The organism is Pseudomonas kitaguniensis (genome assembly GCF_009296165.1).
Classification (GTDB): domain Bacteria; phylum Pseudomonadota; class Gammaproteobacteria; order Pseudomonadales; family Pseudomonadaceae; genus Aquipseudomonas; species Aquipseudomonas kitaguniensis.
This window is the reverse complement of record NZ_VUAZ01000088.1, coordinates 1-16079: the sequence shown is the minus strand read 5'-3', so window position 1 is coordinate 16079 and position 16079 is coordinate 1. Positions and strand designations below refer to the sequence as shown.

General features: G+C 61.3%; 14 protein-coding genes, 1 tRNA gene, 2 pseudogenes and 1 riboswitch. Of the genes and pseudogenes, 8 read left to right on the top strand and 9 right to left on the bottom strand.

Annotation, left to right across the window (positions count from 1 at the left end; genetic code table 11):
- Nucleotides 1-105: 105 nt before the first annotated feature.
- The 3 genes from F0169_RS15600 to uvrB form a co-directional block, all read right to left on the bottom strand.
- A tRNA-Ala gene (locus F0169_RS15600) sits at nt 106-181 on the bottom strand.
- Nucleotides 182-328: 147 nt separating this feature from the next.
- Nucleotides 329-1810: a glutamate--tRNA ligase gene (gene gltX / locus F0169_RS15595; protein ID WP_058411863.1), complete on the bottom strand. Its 1482-nt coding sequence runs from the start codon at nt 1808-1810 to the stop codon at nt 329-331.
- 147 nt (nt 1811-1957) lie between these two features.
- Nucleotides 1958-3973, bottom strand: coding sequence for an excinuclease ABC subunit UvrB (gene uvrB, locus F0169_RS15590; protein ID WP_058411864.1), 2016 nt, complete (start codon nt 3971-3973; stop codon nt 1958-1960).
- Nucleotides 3974-4318: 345 nt separating this feature from the next.
- Between uvrB and F0169_RS15585 the strand changes: the two genes are divergently transcribed.
- The gene (locus tag F0169_RS15585; protein ID WP_058411865.1) at nt 4319-5515 is read left to right on the top strand and encodes an amino acid aminotransferase; all 1197 of its coding nucleotides are present in this window, start codon (nt 4319-4321) and stop codon (nt 5513-5515) included.
- Nucleotides 5516-5624: 109 nt separating this feature from the next.
- Nucleotides 5625-5834: a hypothetical protein gene (locus F0169_RS15580; RefSeq protein WP_058411866.1), complete on the top strand. Its 210-nt coding sequence runs from the start codon at nt 5625-5627 to the stop codon at nt 5832-5834.
- Nucleotides 5835-5853: 19 nt separating this feature from the next.
- Here F0169_RS15580 and ptrR read toward each other — a convergent pair.
- Nucleotides 5854-6725: pseudogene (gene ptrR, locus F0169_RS15575) on the bottom strand (putrescine utilization regulator PtrR).
- A gap of 103 nt (nt 6726-6828) precedes the next feature.
- Here ptrR and F0169_RS15570 point away from each other — a divergent pair.
- Nucleotides 6829-8220: an aldehyde dehydrogenase family protein gene (locus F0169_RS15570; protein WP_152747007.1), complete on the top strand. Its 1392-nt coding sequence runs from the start codon at nt 6829-6831 to the stop codon at nt 8218-8220.
- A gap of 24 nt (nt 8221-8244) precedes the next feature.
- Here the strand turns inward: F0169_RS15570 and F0169_RS15565 are convergent, their stop codons facing one another.
- Nucleotides 8245-8550: a protealysin inhibitor emfourin gene (locus tag F0169_RS15565; RefSeq protein WP_058411869.1), complete on the bottom strand. Its 306-nt coding sequence runs from the start codon at nt 8548-8550 to the stop codon at nt 8245-8247.
- Nucleotides 8551-8578: 28 nt separating this feature from the next.
- Entirely contained in the window at nt 8579-9640 is a 1062-nt protein-coding gene (locus F0169_RS15560; protein ID WP_058411870.1) for a M4 family metallopeptidase, read from the bottom strand.
- A gap of 136 nt (nt 9641-9776) precedes the next feature.
- Here F0169_RS15560 and F0169_RS15555 point away from each other — a divergent pair, with 136 nt between their 5' ends.
- From F0169_RS15555 to F0169_RS15540, 4 genes are all read left to right on the top strand, one after another.
- Nucleotides 9777-10727, top strand: a complete 951-nt coding sequence (locus F0169_RS15555) for a DNA/RNA non-specific endonuclease (RefSeq protein WP_152747006.1) — start codon at nt 9777-9779, stop codon at nt 10725-10727.
- A 61-nt stretch (nt 10728-10788) separates the two neighbouring features.
- Nucleotides 10789-10982, top strand: a riboswitch (cobalamin riboswitch).
- A gap of 117 nt (nt 10983-11099) precedes the next feature.
- A complete protein-coding gene (locus tag F0169_RS15550; protein ID WP_152747005.1) occupies nt 11100-12104 on the top strand; it encodes an ABC transporter substrate-binding protein in 1005 nt (334 codons plus the stop codon).
- Nucleotides 12101-13105 carry a FecCD family ABC transporter permease gene (locus F0169_RS15545; RefSeq protein ID WP_058411873.1) on the top strand — a complete coding sequence of 335 codons (1005 nt, stop codon included), beginning with the start codon at nt 12101-12103 and terminating at the stop codon, nt 13103-13105. The genes F0169_RS15550 and F0169_RS15545 overlap by 4 nt, the downstream gene beginning before the upstream one ends.
- On the top strand, nt 13102-13872 hold the full coding sequence (locus F0169_RS15540) for an ABC transporter ATP-binding protein (protein ID WP_058411874.1): 771 nt from the start codon (nt 13102-13104) through the stop codon (nt 13870-13872). The genes F0169_RS15545 and F0169_RS15540 overlap by 4 nt, the downstream gene beginning before the upstream one ends.
- Before the next feature lie 138 nt (nt 13873-14010).
- On the opposite strand, the gene F0169_RS15535 is transcribed toward F0169_RS15540, so the two are convergent.
- The 3 genes and pseudogenes from F0169_RS15535 to F0169_RS15525 all read right to left on the bottom strand — a co-directional run bounded on the left by F0169_RS15535 (nt 14011) and on the right by F0169_RS15525 (nt 15966).
- Complete coding sequence (locus tag F0169_RS15535) at nt 14011-14949, bottom strand: alpha/beta hydrolase fold domain-containing protein (protein WP_152747004.1); 939 nt, start codon at nt 14947-14949, stop codon at nt 14011-14013.
- Complete coding sequence (tspO, locus tag F0169_RS15530; RefSeq protein WP_122250615.1) at nt 14949-15389, bottom strand: tryptophan-rich sensory protein TspO; 441 nt, start codon at nt 15387-15389, stop codon at nt 14949-14951. The genes F0169_RS15535 and tspO overlap by 1 nt, the downstream gene beginning before the upstream one ends.
- A gap of 74 nt (nt 15390-15463) precedes the next feature.
- Nucleotides 15464-15966: pseudogene (locus tag F0169_RS15525) on the bottom strand (nucleotidyltransferase family protein).
- Here F0169_RS15525 and F0169_RS28170 point away from each other — a divergent pair.
- On the top strand, nt 15883-16079 hold a 197-nt coding region (locus F0169_RS28170; RefSeq protein ID WP_341869101.1), incomplete at its 3' end, for a hypothetical protein. The pseudogene F0169_RS15525 and the gene F0169_RS28170 sit on opposite strands and share 84 nt — an antisense overlap.

Here is a 16079-nt window from a genome sequence, read left to right as displayed (position 1 = left end):
GTGTCCTAGGCCACTAGACGAAGGGGACAAAACCTTCTGTACAACGTGACCAGATTAAATCTGATCAATTCAAAACCCGTGTGGCCAGGCCTTGAACGTGCAAATTGGTGGAGCTAAACGGGATCGAACCGTTGACCTCTTGCATGCCATGCAAGCGCTCTCCCAGCTGAGCTATAGCCCCTCATCGGTGAGGACGGGGCGAATCTTAATGGCGCTTTGGAAGGCTGTCAAATTTATTTTCAACATTTTTCAAAGTTTTTTGCCGGGATAACAATCACTTACCGATCAAACCCCGGAAAACCGGGGTTTGATCGTTACAGCACGTTGCTTAAGCGATAGCGCCCAGCAGCTTTTCCCATTCCTTGTTTTCTTTCTTCGACACACCACCAAGCAAATCAAGGGCTTGGCGCAGACGGAAACGCGTCAGGTCGGGGCCGAGAATTTCCATCGCATCAAGTACCGACACCGAACTGGCCTGCCCGGTGATCGCGGCAAACATCAACGGCATGGCATCGCGCAATTTCAGCTCCAGCGACTCCACCACCGCCTGAATCGTCGCGGTGATCGCATCCTTCTCCCACTGGCGCAGGCTTTCGAGCTTCCACAAGATCAACTGCATCAACTGGCGAACCTGATCGCCCGAGAGTTTCTTCGATTCAAACAGCTTGGCATCCGGGCTCACGCCGCCGGCAAAGAAGAAGCTGGCCAACGGTGCGACCTGGCTGAACGTCTCCACCCTGCCCTGCACCAGCGGTGCAATCTTCATCATGTACTCGGGGTTCAACGCCCACTGCTGCACGCGGCTGGCGAACTCGTCCACTGGCAGGTCACGCAGCCATTGGCCGTTGAGCCACGACAGCTTCTCGATGTCGAAGATCGGCCCGCCGAGGGAGACGCGCGACAAGTCGAAGTTGTCGACCATTTCCTGCAGCGAGAACTTCTCGCGCTCGTCCGGCATCGACCACCCCATGCGGCCCAGGTAGTTGAGCATCGCTTCGGGCATGAAGCCCATGCGCTCGTAAAAGGTCACCGAGGTTGGGTTCTTGCGCTTGGACAGCTTGCTCTTGTCCGGGTTACGCAGCAGCGGCATGTAGCACAGTTGCGGTTGTTCCCAGCCGAAGTACTCGTAGAGCAGGATCAGTTTTGGCGCCGACGGCAGCCATTCTTCGCCGCGCAGTACATGAGTGATGCCCATCAGGTGGTCGTCGACCACGTTGGCCAGAAAGTACGTCGGCAGACCGTCGGTCTTCATCAGCACTTGCATGTCCATGCGGTCCCACGGGATCTCGACGTCACCGCGCAGCATGTCCGGCACCACGCACACGCCCTCGCTCGGCACCTTCATGCGGATCACATGCGGTTCGCCGGCGGCCAGGCGCTGCGCCACTTCTTCGGGCGACAACAGCAATGCGCGGCCATCGTAACGCGGGGTTTCGCCACGCGCCTGTTGCTCGGCGCGCATCTGGTCCAACTCTTCGCTGGTGCAGAAACACGGGAACGCATGGCCCATGTCGACCAGTTGCTGGGTGTACTGCTTATAGATGTCGCTGCGTTCGCTTTGACGATACGGGCCGTGCGGGCCGCCTACGTCCGGGCCTTCCGCCCAGGTAATGCCCAACCAGCGCAAGGCGTCGAAGATCTGCTGTTCCGACTCACGGGTGGAACGCACCTGGTCAGTGTCTTCGATCCGCAGGATGAATTCACCGCCGTGCTGCTTGGCAAAGCAGTAGTTGAACAGGGCGATGTAAGCAGTACCGACGTGGGGATCCCCAGTAGGCGATGGCGCAATGCGCGTGCGGACGGTGGTCATGGCAGGTCTCGAATGGGCGATAAAGCTGAAAATTCAAACAAGGGGCGAATGGTAACAGCCCCAGGTGGTCAGGCTCCAGCGCGGGTGAACACGGTCACAGTGTGGGAGCGGGCTTGCTCGCGATACGGCAAGCCCGGTCAGCGCAGATCAAACGGCCAACAAGCGCTCACGCAACTTGCCGATCTCGTCACGCGTTTGCGCCGCCGCCTCAAACTCAAGATCGCGCGCCAACTGGTACATCTTCTCTTCCAACTGGCGGATACGCTTGGTGATCTCACTCGGCGAACGCAGCTCGTTTTCGTACTTGGCGCTCTCTTCGGCGGCCTTGGCCATGCCTTTGCGCTTCTTGCTGCGCGAGCCAGGCACGGTGGCGCCTTCCATGATGTCGGCGACGTCCTTGAACACACCCTTTGGGGTAATGCCATTGGCCAGGTTAAACGCGATCTGCTTGTCGCGCCGCCGATCGGTCTCGCCAATCGCGCGCTCCATGGAGCCGGTGATGCGGTCGGCGTAGAGAATCGCCCGACCATTGAGGTTACGCGCCGCACGGCCGATGGTCTGGATCAGCGAACGCTCGGAGCGCAGGAAGCCTTCCTTGTCGGCATCCAGAATCGCCACCAGCGACACTTCCGGCATGTCCAAACCTTCACGCAGCAGGTTGATCCCCACCAACACGTCAAAGGTACCGAGGCGCAGGTCGCGGATAATCTCGACGCGCTCCACGGTGTCGATGTCCGAGTGCAAATAACGCACGCGCACGCCGTGGTCGGCCAGGTAGTCGGTCAAGTCTTCGGACATGCGTTTGGTCAGCGTGGTGACCAGCACGCGCTCTTCGAGCGCCACACGCTTGTGGATTTCCGACAGCAAGTCGTCCACCTGCGTCAACGCCGGGCGGATCTCGATTTGCGGGTCTACCAGGCCAGTCGGCCGTACCACTTGCTCAATCACACGGCCGGCATGCTCGGCTTCATAGTTGCCGGGCGTAGCAGACACAAAAATCGTCTGCGGGCTGATGGCTTCCCACTCGTCAAAGCGCATCGGCCGGTTGTCCAGCGCCGACGGCAGACGAAAGCCGTACTCCACCAGCGTCTCTTTACGCGAACGGTCGCCCTTATACATCGCGCCGACTTGCGGCACGCTGACGTGCGACTCGTCAATCACCAGCAAGGCGTCTGGCGGCAGGTAATCGTAAAGCGTCGGCGGAGGCGCCCCGGACTCGCGGCCCGAGAGGTAGCGCGAATAGTTTTCGATGCCGTTGCAGTAACCCAGTTCGAGGATCATCTCCAGGTCGAAGCGCGTGCGTTGCTCAAGGCGCTGGGCTTCTACCAGTTTGTTATTGGAACGCAGGTATTCCAGGCGTTCGGCCAACTCGACCTTGATGCCCTCGATGGCGCCCATCAGGGTTTCACGCGGGGTCACGTAGTGGCTTTTCGGGTAGAAGGTGAAGCGTGGCAGCTTGCGGATGACTTCGCCGGTCAACGGGTCGAAGGCCGACAGGCTCTCGACTTCATCGTCAAACAGCTCGATGCGGATCGCTTCCAGGTCGGATTCCGCCGGGTAGATGTCGATCACATCGCCGCGCACACGGAAGGTCGCACGGGCGAAGTCCATGTCGTTGCGCGTGTACTGCAAACTGGTCAGGCGGCGCAGCAGTTCGCGCTGGTCGAGTTTGTCGCCGCGGTCGACGTGCAGCACCATCTTCAAATAGGTTTCCGGGCTGCCCAAGCCATAGATGCACGACACCGTGGTCACGATGATCGCGTCTTTGCGCTCCAGCAACGCCTTGGTCGCCGACAACCGCATCTGCTCGATGTGGTCGTTGATCGACGCATCCTTCTCGATAAAAGTATCGGAAGACGGCACATAGGCTTCGGGCTGGTAGTAGTCGTAATAAGAAACGAAATACTCCACCGCGTTGTTCGGGAAGAACGCCTTGAACTCGCCGTAAAGCTGCGCAGCCAGGGTTTTGTTCGGCGCCAGCACCAGCGTGGGGCGGTTAATCTGCGCAATCACGTTGGCGATGCTGAAGGTCTTGCCCGACCCGGTCACCCCGAGCAGCGTCTGATGCGCCAGGCCGGCTTCGATGCCTTCGACCATCTGGCGAATGGCTTCGGGTTGATCGCCGGCGGGTTCAAAACGGGTGACGAGCTGGAAATCCGACATAACGTACCTCTTTCAAGTCACCCCAGGCTGGACACCGCCGAGGACGAAAAAAGCTCAGCGACCCGCGAATAGTCATCGCAGGTTGCAGGAAAAAACCATGATAGCTGTAGAAGTGGAGGCGAATGTGACGGGTTTCAAGGCAATCGTCCTACTTGCCGTCTACGATCAAGGTGGCAGTGAGGCTAACCGTCGGCAAATAAACCGAAAAACTTGGCCTAAAATCCGTTTCGGTGGTCGCCCTGCGCGGTGCGGGCCTTTATACTAGCTCCCCGTTTGTGCACCGCTCTAGTGCATTCGGCTGGAGCGCGACACGTCCCTCCCTTCCCCCATAGAGCTGCCGCAAAAATGAGCCTGTTCTCCGCTGTCGAAATGGCACCACGCGATCCAATCCTGGGCCTCAACGAAGCATTCAACGCCGACACACGAACCACCAAGGTCAACCTTGGCGTGGGCGTTTACTGCAACGAAGAGGGGAAGATTCCACTCTTGCGTGCCGTTGCCGAAGCGGAAGCCGTTCGCGTGGCGCAACACGCCGCCCGTGGCTACCTGCCGATCGACGGCATCGTGGCTTACGACCAAGCCGTGCAAACGCTGCTGTTCGGTGCTGACTCGCCGCTGCTGAGCGCTGGCCGCGTGATCACTGCCCAAGCCGTGGGCGGCACCGGCGCGCTGAAAATCGGCGCCGACTTCCTCAAGCAACTGCTGCCGAACGCCGTGGTGGCCATCAGCGACCCGAGCTGGGAAAACCACCGCGCGCTGTTCGAAACCGCCGGTTTCCCGGTGCAGAACTATCGCTACTACGATGCTGCCACCCACGACGTCAACCGTGCCGGCCTGCTCGAAGACCTCAACGCCCTGCCGCCACAGTCCATCGTGGTGCTGCACGCCTGCTGCCATAACCCAACCGGCGTCGACCTGAGCCCGGCCGACTGGCAAGACGTGCTGAATGTGGTCAAGGCGAAGAACCTGGTGCCGTTCCTCGACATGGCCTATCAAGGCTTTGGCGACGGCATCCACGAAGACGCCGCTGCCGTGCGCCTGTTCGCTGAATCGGGCCTGACCTTCTTTGTGTCCAGCTCGTTCTCCAAGTCGTTCTCGCTGTACGGCGAACGCGTGGGCGCGCTGTCGATCGTCAGCGAATCCAAAGAAGAAAGCGCGCGTATCCTGTCGCAGGTCAAGCGTGTGATCCGCACCAACTACTCCAACCCGCCCACCCACGGTGCAGCGATCGTGGCGGCGGTGTTGAACAACCCCGAGCTGCGCGCCCAGTGGGAAGCCGAACTGGCCGAAATGCGCCTGCGCATCCGTGGCATGCGCGAGCAGATGGTCGCCGAACTGGCCAAGGCCGCACCGGGCCACGACTTCAGCTTCGTCGGCCGCCAGCGCGGGATGTTCTCCTACTCCGGCCTGAGCGTTGAGCAAGTGACGCGCTTGCGCAGCGAGTTTGGTATCTACGCGCTCGACACCGGGCGTATTTGTGTGGCGGCGCTGAACCAGTCGAACATTGGTGCTGTGACCCAGGCGATTGTTCAAGTGCTGTAAGCCTGCAAGGCTGTACGAAGGGGAAGCCAATGGCTTCCCCTTTTTTTGTTGTGGGCCACAACAACCCGTTAGACTGAACCCCCGACTGCCCCTTTGCTGTGAGAGCCCTATGAGAGACGACGACCTGGACCTGCGTGCCGACCGCGACGAACTGCACGACTTTACCCCGCGCGCGCCGCAACCCAAGCGCCAGAAAAGCCTGGTGCTGCAAGTGGCGCTCGGGGTGTTCCTCGGCGGATTGGCCTTGTGGCTGGTGCAATTGGGCGCGACCGCGATAATGGCCAAGCTGGCAATGGGCACCTTTCAGTTCGGCGGCTGAACACACGCCCACAGGCGTTTTATGGGGTTTCCAGACCCCGTTCCTCAAGCAACTTCACAAAGCTGTTCAAACTCTGCGACACGGTGCCCCGGCGCCAGATCAGCCACGTGTGCAACGTGCGAAAATTGTCGGCCAACGGCCACACACTTACCGCGGTAAACCCCGGCATGCTTTCCAGCATGCTGCGCGGCATCAGCGCCAGGCCGGCGCCTGCACTGACGCAGGCGAGCATGCGTGGTAAGACTCCATCTCGCAGATTTTGCCCGGCACCGCACCGTCCTGTGAAAACCAGCGCTCGAAGTGATGCCGGTACGAGCAATTGGAACGAAAGGTGTAAATGCTCTCCCCCGCCACATCCTGGCCGCGGGTAATGGGCGCGTGATGCAGCGGTGCGATCACCACCATTTCCTCTTCAAACACCGCCACCCCTTCCAGCGTCGCATGCAACACCGGGCCATCGACGAACGCCGCCGCCAGCCGCCCCGATAACACGCCTTCGATCATCGTACCCGACGGCCCGGTGCTCAGGTCCAGCTCGACCTTGGTGTGTTTTTGGTTGTAAGCCGCGAGCAACGCGGGAATTCGCACCGCCGCCGTGCTCTCCAGTGACCCCAACGCGAATGCGCCCTGAGGCTCATCCCCCGCCACCGTCGCGCGGGCTTCTTGCACCAGGTCGAGAATACGCCGCGTGTAGCCGAGGAAATTCCACCCGGCTGGCGACAGCCGCAGGCGGCTCTTCTCGCGGATAAACAATTGCACGCCCAAGTCCTCCTCCAGTTGCTTGATGCGCGTGGTCAGGTTCGACGGCACGCGGTGAATCAACTGCGCGGCGGCGCTGATGCTGCCTTGCTCGGCAACGGCCTTGAAGATTTCCAGCTGCACCAGGTCCAAGTCATTCTCCAATCGTGAACGTATTGCTTAATATTATTCAGTTTCCAGAAAACATGCACCCCCGTAGGCTGACTCCATTCCACTCATTCAGCAGGACGGTGCCATGAACGCTATTTCTCAGCAGACCCACGCTTTATCGATCAACCCCGCCAACGGCGAAACCGTCAGCAGCTACCCCTACGAAACCGAGGCGCAACTGGACGCGACGCTCAACCGCGCCACCGGCGCATTCCGCACCTGGCGCCGCCAGCCGGTCAGCCAGCGCGCCGAATTGCTCTTGGCCCTGGCCGGTGCGCTGCGTGAGCAAGCCGAAGAAATGGCGCAAATGATCACCCTGGAAATGGGCAAGCCCATCGCTCAGGCGCGTGCCGAAATCGAAAAATGCGCACACCTCAGCGAATGGTACGCCGCCCACGGCCCGGCCATGCTTGCGCCGGAACCGACCCAGGTGGACAACGGCACTGCGCACATCGAATACCGCCCGCTAGGCCCGATACTCGCCGTAATGCCGTGGAATTTTCCGGTATGGCAAGTGCTGCGCGGCGCCGTGCCGACCCTGCTCGCCGGCAATACTTATGTGCTCAAACATGCGCCAAACGTGATGGGCAGCGCGTACCTGATGAAAGCGGCGTTCCAAAAAGCCGGCTTCGCTGAAGGCCTGTTCGAAGTGCTCAACGTGACCCAGGACGGCGTGTCCAACGCCATCGCCGACCCACGCATCGCCGCCGTCACCCTCACCGGCAGCGTGCGCGCTGGCATGGCCATCGGCTCGCAGGCGGGCGCCGCGTTGAAAAAATGCGTGCTCGAACTGGGCGGCTCCGACCCGTTTATCGTACTCAATGACGCCGACCTCGACGCCGCCGTGCAGGCCGCGGTGATCGGCCGCTTCCAGAACAGCGGCCAAGTCTGCGCCGCCGCCAAACGCCTGATCATCGAAGCCGGCGTGGTCGAAGCGTTCACCGCTAAATTCCTTGAAGCCAGCCGCGCGCTGGTAATGGGCGACCCGACCGCCACCCGCACTTACATCGGCCCCATGGCCCGCTTTGACCTGCGCGACGAGTTGCACGGCCAGGTGCAGGCCACCCTGGAAGAAGGCGCGAGCCTGCTGCTGGGCGGCGACAAAGTACCCGGCGCCGGCAATTACTATGCACCGACCGTGCTGACGAATGTCACCGACCAAATGACCTCGTTCAAACAGGAGCTGTTTGGCCCGGTGGCCTCGATCATCACCGCCCGCGACGCCGACCACGCGGTGGCCCTGGCCAACGACAGTGAGTTCGGCCTGACGGCCAGTATCTTCACCACTGATTCGGCGAAGGCACGCGACATCGCTAACCAGTTGGAAACCGGCGGCGTGTTCGTCAATGCCTTCAGCGTGTCCGACCCGCGTGTGGCCTTTGGCGGTGTGAAAAAGAGCGGGTTCGGGCGTGAACTGTCGCACTTTGGTGTGCGCGAATTCTGCAACGCGCAAACGGTGTGGCTGGACCGCACCTAAGCCAAGCGCCGTGGCGACACGGCGTCAGCTGCGAATGTGCCGCCTCACGCACTGCACCAGCCCGTCCAGTGCCTGCGATTTCACCGGTGCCTCCATGCACACCGTGTGTTCACGCTCGCCTTCGGTGACGGTCAGGGTGTAATGCACCTGGCCTGGCTTGCAGCGGTCCGGGGCTGTGCTTTGCGGCAACTGAAAGAAGTTTGAGGCTTCGATCAGTTGCCGCAATTCCTGCTGGTCCGGCTCGGGCAGCGCGTCCAGGCGCACCGTACGAGGTTTAGCCAAACCCGGAAAAAACGCCGGGCCGCCGTTTTCCTTGATCGAAATTTGCATGGCTATACCTCATTGCCCAAGTGGTGTGTCAGACATTAATGCCAACCGCCGCCCAGCCTTCCTTGACCGCCTTCTGCTCCGCCTTGTTCACACCGTAAAGTTGACCGGCAATATCGTGGGTGATGCGTGCAAAACGCAAAAAACCCGAGTTCGGCCGCAGCCGCGAATCACGCAAGGTGTCATACCAGATACGCCCGGCTTTCTCCCAGGCGAAACCGCCAATCCTGGTGGCGACTTGATAGAACGCATGGTTGGGGATACCGGAATTAATATGCACGCCGCCATTGTCGTCGTAGGTGTGCACAAAATCATCCATATGCCCCGGCTGCGGGTCCTTGCCCAACAGTTTGTCGTCAAACGCGGTGCCGGGGGCCTTCATCGAGCGCAGCGCGACGCCGTTGATTTTTGGGGTAAACAGCCCTTTGCCGACCAACCAATCGGCGTCCTGGGCTTTTTCCTTCAACGCATATTGCTTGATCAGTGAGCCGAACACGTCCGACACGGACTCGTTCAACGCGCCCGACTGATTAAAATACATCAGCTTGGCCTCATCCTCGGTGACGCCATGCGTCAACTCATGGCCGATCACTTCGAGCGCGATGGTGAACCGGTTGAATAACTGCCCATCCCCATCACCAAAAACCATCTGGGTCGAATTCCAGAAAGCGTTGTTGTAATTCTTGCCAAAGTGCACGGTAGCGTCCAGCGCCATACCGGCATCGTCGATGGAATTGCGGTCGAACACCTCGTCGAAAAAATCGAACGTGGCGCCCAACCCATCGTAGGCCTCGTCGACCGCTGCGTCACCCTTGGCTGGCTGGCCTTCGCCGCGCATCAGGGTGCCCGGCAGTGCTTCGCTGCCGTCGGCGCTGTAGATCGAGCGCCGTTTGCTCGCCCCCGCAGCCAGCAGCATGCGCGCCTGGCCTTTGGCCGGCACCGCGGCCATGCGTAATGATCGGAACGTGCTGTCTTTAGCGCGTGTACGCAAGGCAATTTCGCGTTGAGCCTTGTCACCGTTGCGCATGATTTGCTCAAGAATATAAGGCGGGATCAAGCAGAAAACCGGGTTGCGGGGGTGGCGAACACACATTGGCTGACTCCATTTTTGCGAATGACTACTGTTCGGGTGGTTCTTTCAGGGTAGTCGGCCGATGGCTATGTGTACCCATTAATGTCATCAAATTATGTTGCAGTTGTGTGGATTCGAGCCCCGTGAGGAACGTCCGATGCCCGCCCGTAAAGCCACTGTCGACCTGTTACACCGCCCCAGACTCGCCGATCTGCGCCCGCTGATCGCGGCCAACCCGGCAATCGCCAACCTTGAGGCCCGCGCGTCCCAACCACGTGTCACCAAGGCCAAAGAGCTGCAGAACCGGCGCGGTTATGCGCAAGACTTTCTCGGCAGCTTTGCGGTGCCGTGGCCCACGGTGGCTGATTCAATCGCCGAGGATGTGCAGCCGCTGGAAGGCGGCGGGGAGCGTCTGGACTACACGCATTTCTCGGTGACGATGTCGCGTTCGCGGCGCCTGGCGCTTTACGTGGGCGTCAATATCGACGGGGGCCAGCAGGTCGATATTATTCGCAGCAATGACGTCTGGGCATACGATGGCCGTTTGCCCATCACCGCCCAGATAGGCGAAGAGCTTTACACCAGCAATGGCCTGGACCGCGGCCACCTGGTGCGCCGACAAGACCCCAATTGGGGCGAGGAGGCGAAAACCGCCAACGCCGACACCTTCCATTTCACCAACTGCTCGCCGCAGATGAGCGCCTTCAACCAAAAGACCTGGCTGGAACTTGAGGACTACATCCTTGATAACACCCGCCGCTGGAAAGCACGCGCAACGGTGTTTACCGGGCCAGTGTTGGCTGACGACGACCGCGTGTACCGTGGGGTTAAAATCCCCAAAGCATTTTGGAAAGTGGTCGCCTACCTCAGCGACGACGGCAAGCCATCCGCCAGCGCTTACATGATTGACCAAAGCCGCGAGCTGGGTGAGCTTGACCTGATATTTGGCCAGCTCAGAACCTACCAGCGCAGCGTGATTCAGATAGAGCAACTGACCGGTATCCGTTTTGCCAACCTGGCCGACTACGACGGGTTCAGCAACGAGGAGCGCGCCACCGGCACACGCATTGAAGCGCTTATCCACGGCCCTGCGGATATTCGTGTTTAACCGCGCCAACCGGTAAGGCATCCACGATGCCTTACATCAGGTTCGCCCGCGCCCGCGCAATCGACTACCATACCGCGCCGGTTCCCAAACGGGACTAACAGGGAATCCAACGCGCGGTACACCGCGCCAATCGGAACTGCCCCCGCAACTGTAGATGCCGAGCCTGCTCCCAACTGCCACTGGACCGCGTCCGGGAAGGCGTGAGCAAGGCCGCGACGCATCAGTCAGGAGACCTGCCGGCCAAGCAAAAAAGACTAACCGGCGGGGTGTCCGGGAAGGACCTCCTTGCCCTGCAAAACCTGCAGCCTTCAAGGGCGTATTTCCAAGCCGTACCTCCCCTGCTTCGCCTACGGTTCACACGGAGATTGCGCCATGCTGTTACGCGTCACAGCCTTGATCACCGGCATGGGTTTCTGCGCCCTGGCCCACGCCACCACCTACCCGCTGACGCTGCAGAACTGCGGCAGCACGCTGACCTTCGAGCAGGCGCCCGCGCGCAGTGTGACCATCGGCCAGTCTGCCACCGAAATGCTCTACGCCCTGGGCGTGGGCGATAAAGTGGTTGGCACCTCGCTGTGGTTCAACAGCGTATCGCCGCCATTCAAGGCGCAGAACGACAGCATCGAACGCTTGGCCGACAACGAGCCAAGCTTCGAAGCGGTGATCGCCAAGCGCCCGCAACTGGTGGCCGCGGAGCTGGAATGGGTGGTTGGCCCGCAAGGCGTGGTCGGCACCCGCGAGCAGTTTCACGAACTGAAAATCCCGACCTACCTGCTGCCGTCCGACTGCGAAGCCAAGGACAACCTGGTGGGCGCCGACGGCACGCGGCTGGCGCCGTTCCGCATCGACACCGTTTATAAGAGCATCAGCCAACTGGCGGAGATTTTCGACGTACAAGCGCGCGGCCAGCAACTGACTGACGCGCTCAAGGCCCGCTTGGCCAACGCCGTCGCCACCGTGCAGAGCAAAGGCCTCAAACACGCCAGCGCAGTGGTGTGGTTCTCCAGCGCCGAGCTGAACAGCGACCCGTACGTGGCCGGCCACAAGGGCGTTCCCGAGTTCATGCTGCAAACGCTGGGCCTGCACAACGTGGTGCAGTCAGACGAAGAGTGGCCAGCCGTCGGCTGGGAAACCATCGCCAAGGCCAACCCGACCTTCCTGATCATCGCCCGCATGGATCGCCGCCGCTACCCGGCTGACGACCATGAAAAGAAACTCGCCTTCCTGCGCAGCGACCCGGTCACGCGCAACATGGACGCCGTGAAAAACAACCGCATCATCGTCCTCGACGCCCTCGCATTACAGGCCAGCGTGCGCACCTTTGATGGCCTTGAACAACTGGCCAGCGCCATCGACGGCTACGACCTGCGCAAATGATACGCAGCCTACTCGCCCTGGCGCTGCTGTTGATCGCCGTACTCGCCGGGGCAGCCATCGGCGAAACCAACATCGAACCGCAGGTGGTGTTGCAGGTGCTCGCCAACAAACTGTGGGCGGCGGGTTACGTGCTCGACCCGATCGACGAAGGCGTGGTGTGGAACTACCGCCTGACCCGCGCCCTGGTGGCCGCAGCCTGTGGCGCGGGGCTGGCCACGTGCGGGGTGATTTTGCAATCGTTGCTGCGTAACCCGTTGGCCGATCCGTACTTGCTGGGCATCAGTGCGGGCGCCTCGACCGGTGCGGTACTGGTGGCGTTGATCGGCATCGGCGGCGGTTTGATTTCGTTGTCGGCCGGTGCATTTGCTGGCGCCATGGCAGCCTTTGCACTGGTGATTTTGCTGGCGCGCGTGAGCGGTTCGTCCAGCGCCACCGGGCAGGTTATTTTGGCGGGCATCGCCGGCTCGCAGCTGTTCAACGCCCTTACGGCGTTCCTGATCACCAAGTCGGCCAGCTCCGAGCAGGCACGCGGCATCATGTTCTGGCTGCTCGGCAACCTCAGCGGCGTGCGCTGGCCTTCCGTGTGGCTGGCGGTGCCGGTGGCGGTCGCGGGCTTGGCGGTTTGCCTGTGGCACCGTCGCGCGCTGGATGCGTTTACCTTCGGCACAGACTCGGCGGCTTCACTGGGCATCCCGGTGCGGCGTGTGCAAATTGTGCTGGTGGGCTGCGCGGCGTTGGTCACGGCGGTGATGGTGTCGATTGTCGGCTCCATCGGCTTTGTCGGCCTGGTGATCCCGCACGCCGCGCGACTGCTGCTCGGCACCGGGCATTCGCGATTGCTGCCGGCCAGCGCCTTGGGCGGCGCGTTGTTTTTGATTGCCGCCGATGTGCTGTCGCGCACGTTGGTCAAAGGCCAGGTGATTCCGGTGGGCGTGGTCACCGCACTGGTCGGCGCCCCAGTGTTTGCACTGATTTTGATCGGCCGGAGAAACGCCCGATGAGCGCGCCGGTACTGAGCTGCCACGGGCTGGGCTTCAAGGTGCGTGAGACCGCGTTGCTGCGTGACATTCACCTGGAGGTTCAGCGCGGCGAAACCTTGGGCATTGTCGGCCCGAACGGCTCCGGCAAATCCACCTTGCTGAAACTGCTCGCGGGTTTGCGCACGCCTGCGGCCGGCGAAGTACAACTGGGCGGCCAGCGCCTGCGTGCATTGTCGCGCCGCGCGATTGCGCAAACGCTCGCAGTGGTGGAGCAACAAGCCGACACCTGCGACGCCATCCGCGTGTTCGACGCCGTGGCCTTGGGCCGCACGCCGTGGCTGTCGGCGCTCAGCCCGTGGTCCAGCGCTGACGACGCCATCGTGCGCCAAGCCCTGCACGACGTCGACGCCACGCACTTGAGCAGCCGTGCCTGGCACAGCCTTTCCGGGGGTGAACGCCAACGCGTGCACATCGCCCGCGCACTGGCGCAACGGCCGCAGATTTTGCTGCTGGATGAACCGACCAACCACCTGGATATTCAGCACCAACTGGGGATTTTGAAAGGCGTGCACGCCTTGCCCGTGACCACCTTGATTGCGTTGCATGACCTCAATCAAGCGTTGACCTGCGATCGCTTGGCCGTGCTGGACAAGGGCCGGTTGGTGGCACTCGGCAAGCCGCTGGAGGTGCTGACACCGCAGCGGTTGCTGGACACGTTTGGAGTGCAGGCGCATTACCTGAGCGACCCGTTTGACGGCGCGCTGATCTTGCGGCTGCGCCCCAACTAGCTGATGAAACAGTCCCGTTTTAAAGCCGAACGCAGTCAACTGTGGGAGCGGGCCTGCTCGCGATTGCGGTGTGTCAGGTAAGTATTTTTCAACTGACACAGCGCAATCGCGAGCAAGCCCGCTCCCACAATTAATGGGTCAGCCGCGCGTCCGCGCCGTGATCCATGTTTGGCTATAAGCCAGCACCTGAGCCGCCATCGCCACGGGGAAGTGAATAAACCCATGCGCAGACTCCGGCAACAGGTGCGCTTCCACCTGCGCAACGGCGCCCCATCGCTCGGCGATCAGCAGCGTGTCATCCTTTAGCGGGTCCAACTCGCCCACAAACATCAGTGCCGGCGGCAGCCCGGTAAAGTCGCCATACAACGGTGACAACGGCGGCTGGCGACGCGCTTCATCGGTCAACCCCGGCGTCAGCAGGCGCAGCGCCTCGACCATGCCGGGGCCATCCAGCAACAACGTGTGCGGCCCGGCTGCGCGTACGCTTGGCGTACCGCTCAAGTCGTAAACACCGTAATACAACACCGCGCCGCTGACCCGTTTGAGCAAGTCAGGCCATTGCTTGAGCGCCAGCAACGTCGCCGCCGCCAAGTGCCCGCCAGCCGATTCACCGACGACGATCACCGGCAGGCCGGCAAACTCATCGCTACCCAGCAGCCAACGTGCGGCAGCCAGGCAGTCTTCCATCAGCCCTTCAACCGGCGTGTTAACCGCTAGCCGATAATCCACCGACACCACCGCCACGTCGCACGCGTTGAGCATGCCAAGGTTGAGGTCATCGTCCATCTGCGCATTGCCGATCACCCAGCCGCCGCCGTGAATGTCGAGCACCACGCCTTTGGCCTTGCCCTGCGGCCGCAGAATGCGCACCGGCACTTGAACGCCGCCCACACCGACCCGGCGGGTTTGCACAGCAGGCGCCTTTTTGAGCGTTTGACTGGCCCGCAACAGCGCCTGAATCAAGCGTGGCGTGACGCGGTTGCGGATTTTAAAGCGCGGCAACCACGCGAGTTTTTTATTCAATTGCCGCATCTGCGCCAGTTCTGGCTCACTGGCAGGCCACTGTGTGTAAGCCATCAGCGGTTATTGCGCAGGATCGAGAAATTCAACGCCGCCGCCACACACAGCCACGCCAGGTAGGGGAACAGAATCAACCCGGTAATCAGGTCCAGGCGCACGGCCAATACCACCATGGCCGCGACGGTGAGCCACAGCAGCAGAATAATCACCATGCCGGCGAGCACGTGATGCGCGCCAAAAAACACCGGTGTCCACAGGGTGTTCAGGGCGATTTGCGCCGCCCACAAAGCCATTACCGTTTGGCTGCCCGGGATCAGGCTCAAGCGATAGCCGGCCCACGCGAGCAGCAGGTAAATGATCGACCACGCGACCGGGAACAACCAATTAGGCGGCGTAAAGCTCGGCTTGATCAGCGCTTCATACCAGGCGCCTGGCTTGAAGATAATGCCGGTGCTGGCGGCGGCGGCGCAGGCGAGCAGGAAGATAAAGAAGGTCATGGCGGGTCCTTGGCGGTTCGTTTGAAGCTTGGACGTGCAAGAGGCAGGCAAAAGTTCACGCAAAACGTCGACGATTAATCCGGCGGCACAATCCTCAGCCACGGCCAGCGCGCCTGATAGCTGCGCGCCTTCTGGTCAAACAACGCAGGCTCGCGGTGGTTGGGGTTGATGCGCAGCAGGCCTTGGTCCACATCGTCCAAACCAAACGGCGCGTAGACCTCGCCCGTCGCAATCTCCAGCCCGATGCACGTACCGGCCACCAAATAACGGTCAACCCCCTGTTTAGCCGAGTGCAGTTGGGCGTAAGGCCGACCAAAGCGCTCAGCGTACCAAAGGTGAACGCGCGCCTGGTTCTTGACCTCAACGTTGACGCCCAAATCCTGAAACAGCCGGTCGGCGCGCGGATTACTTTGTCTTCCGCCTCCCAGGACAGGTCGGTGTCGAAGTAAAAAACGTCGTAGTCCTTCACGCCCTGAGCGGCGGGCAGATTCGATTGGTGGTTCCACACCGCCTGGAACAGACAGCCCGCCGTCAGCATGCACTGGTCCACACCGAGGTCCGGCAGGCGCGCGATAATTTCAGCGTTGACGGGGTTGGCCATGGCCAGTTCAAGCAGGGTGTTGACGGTCAATGTCATTGGCACTCCTTCGGTACTGTGGCGATCGGGCGTACTGTGGCGAGCGGGCTTGC

Excerpts from the sequence above, each read along its gene's own strand:
- gltX (WP_058411863.1), bottom strand. The coding sequence starts at position 1,810 with ATGACCACCGTCCGCACGCGCATTGCGCCATCGCCTACTGGGGATCCC.
- uvrB (WP_058411864.1), bottom strand. The coding sequence starts at position 3,973 with ATGTCGGATTTCCAGCTCGTCACCCGTTTTGAACCCGCCGGCGATCAA.
- F0169_RS15585 (WP_058411865.1), top strand. The coding sequence starts at position 4,319 with ATGAGCCTGTTCTCCGCTGTCGAAATGGCACCACGCGATCCAATCCTG.
- F0169_RS15580 (WP_058411866.1), top strand. The coding sequence starts at position 5,625 with ATGAGAGACGACGACCTGGACCTGCGTGCCGACCGCGACGAACTGCAC.
- F0169_RS15570 (WP_152747007.1), top strand. The coding sequence starts at position 6,829 with ATGAACGCTATTTCTCAGCAGACCCACGCTTTATCGATCAACCCCGCC.
- F0169_RS15565 (WP_058411869.1), bottom strand. The coding sequence starts at position 8,550 with ATGCAAATTTCGATCAAGGAAAACGGCGGCCCGGCGTTTTTTCCGGGT.
- F0169_RS15560 (WP_058411870.1), bottom strand. The coding sequence starts at position 9,640 with ATGTGTGTTCGCCACCCCCGCAACCCGGTTTTCTGCTTGATCCCGCCT.
- F0169_RS15555 (WP_152747006.1), top strand. The coding sequence starts at position 9,777 with ATGCCCGCCCGTAAAGCCACTGTCGACCTGTTACACCGCCCCAGACTC.
- F0169_RS15550 (WP_152747005.1), top strand. The coding sequence starts at position 11,100 with ATGCTGTTACGCGTCACAGCCTTGATCACCGGCATGGGTTTCTGCGCC.
- F0169_RS15545 (WP_058411873.1), top strand. The coding sequence starts at position 12,101 with ATGATACGCAGCCTACTCGCCCTGGCGCTGCTGTTGATCGCCGTACTC.
- F0169_RS15540 (WP_058411874.1), top strand. The coding sequence starts at position 13,102 with ATGAGCGCGCCGGTACTGAGCTGCCACGGGCTGGGCTTCAAGGTGCGT.
- F0169_RS15535 (WP_152747004.1), bottom strand. The coding sequence starts at position 14,949 with ATGGCTTACACACAGTGGCCTGCCAGTGAGCCAGAACTGGCGCAGATG.
- tspO (WP_122250615.1), bottom strand. The coding sequence starts at position 15,389 with ATGACCTTCTTTATCTTCCTGCTCGCCTGCGCCGCCGCCGCCAGCACC.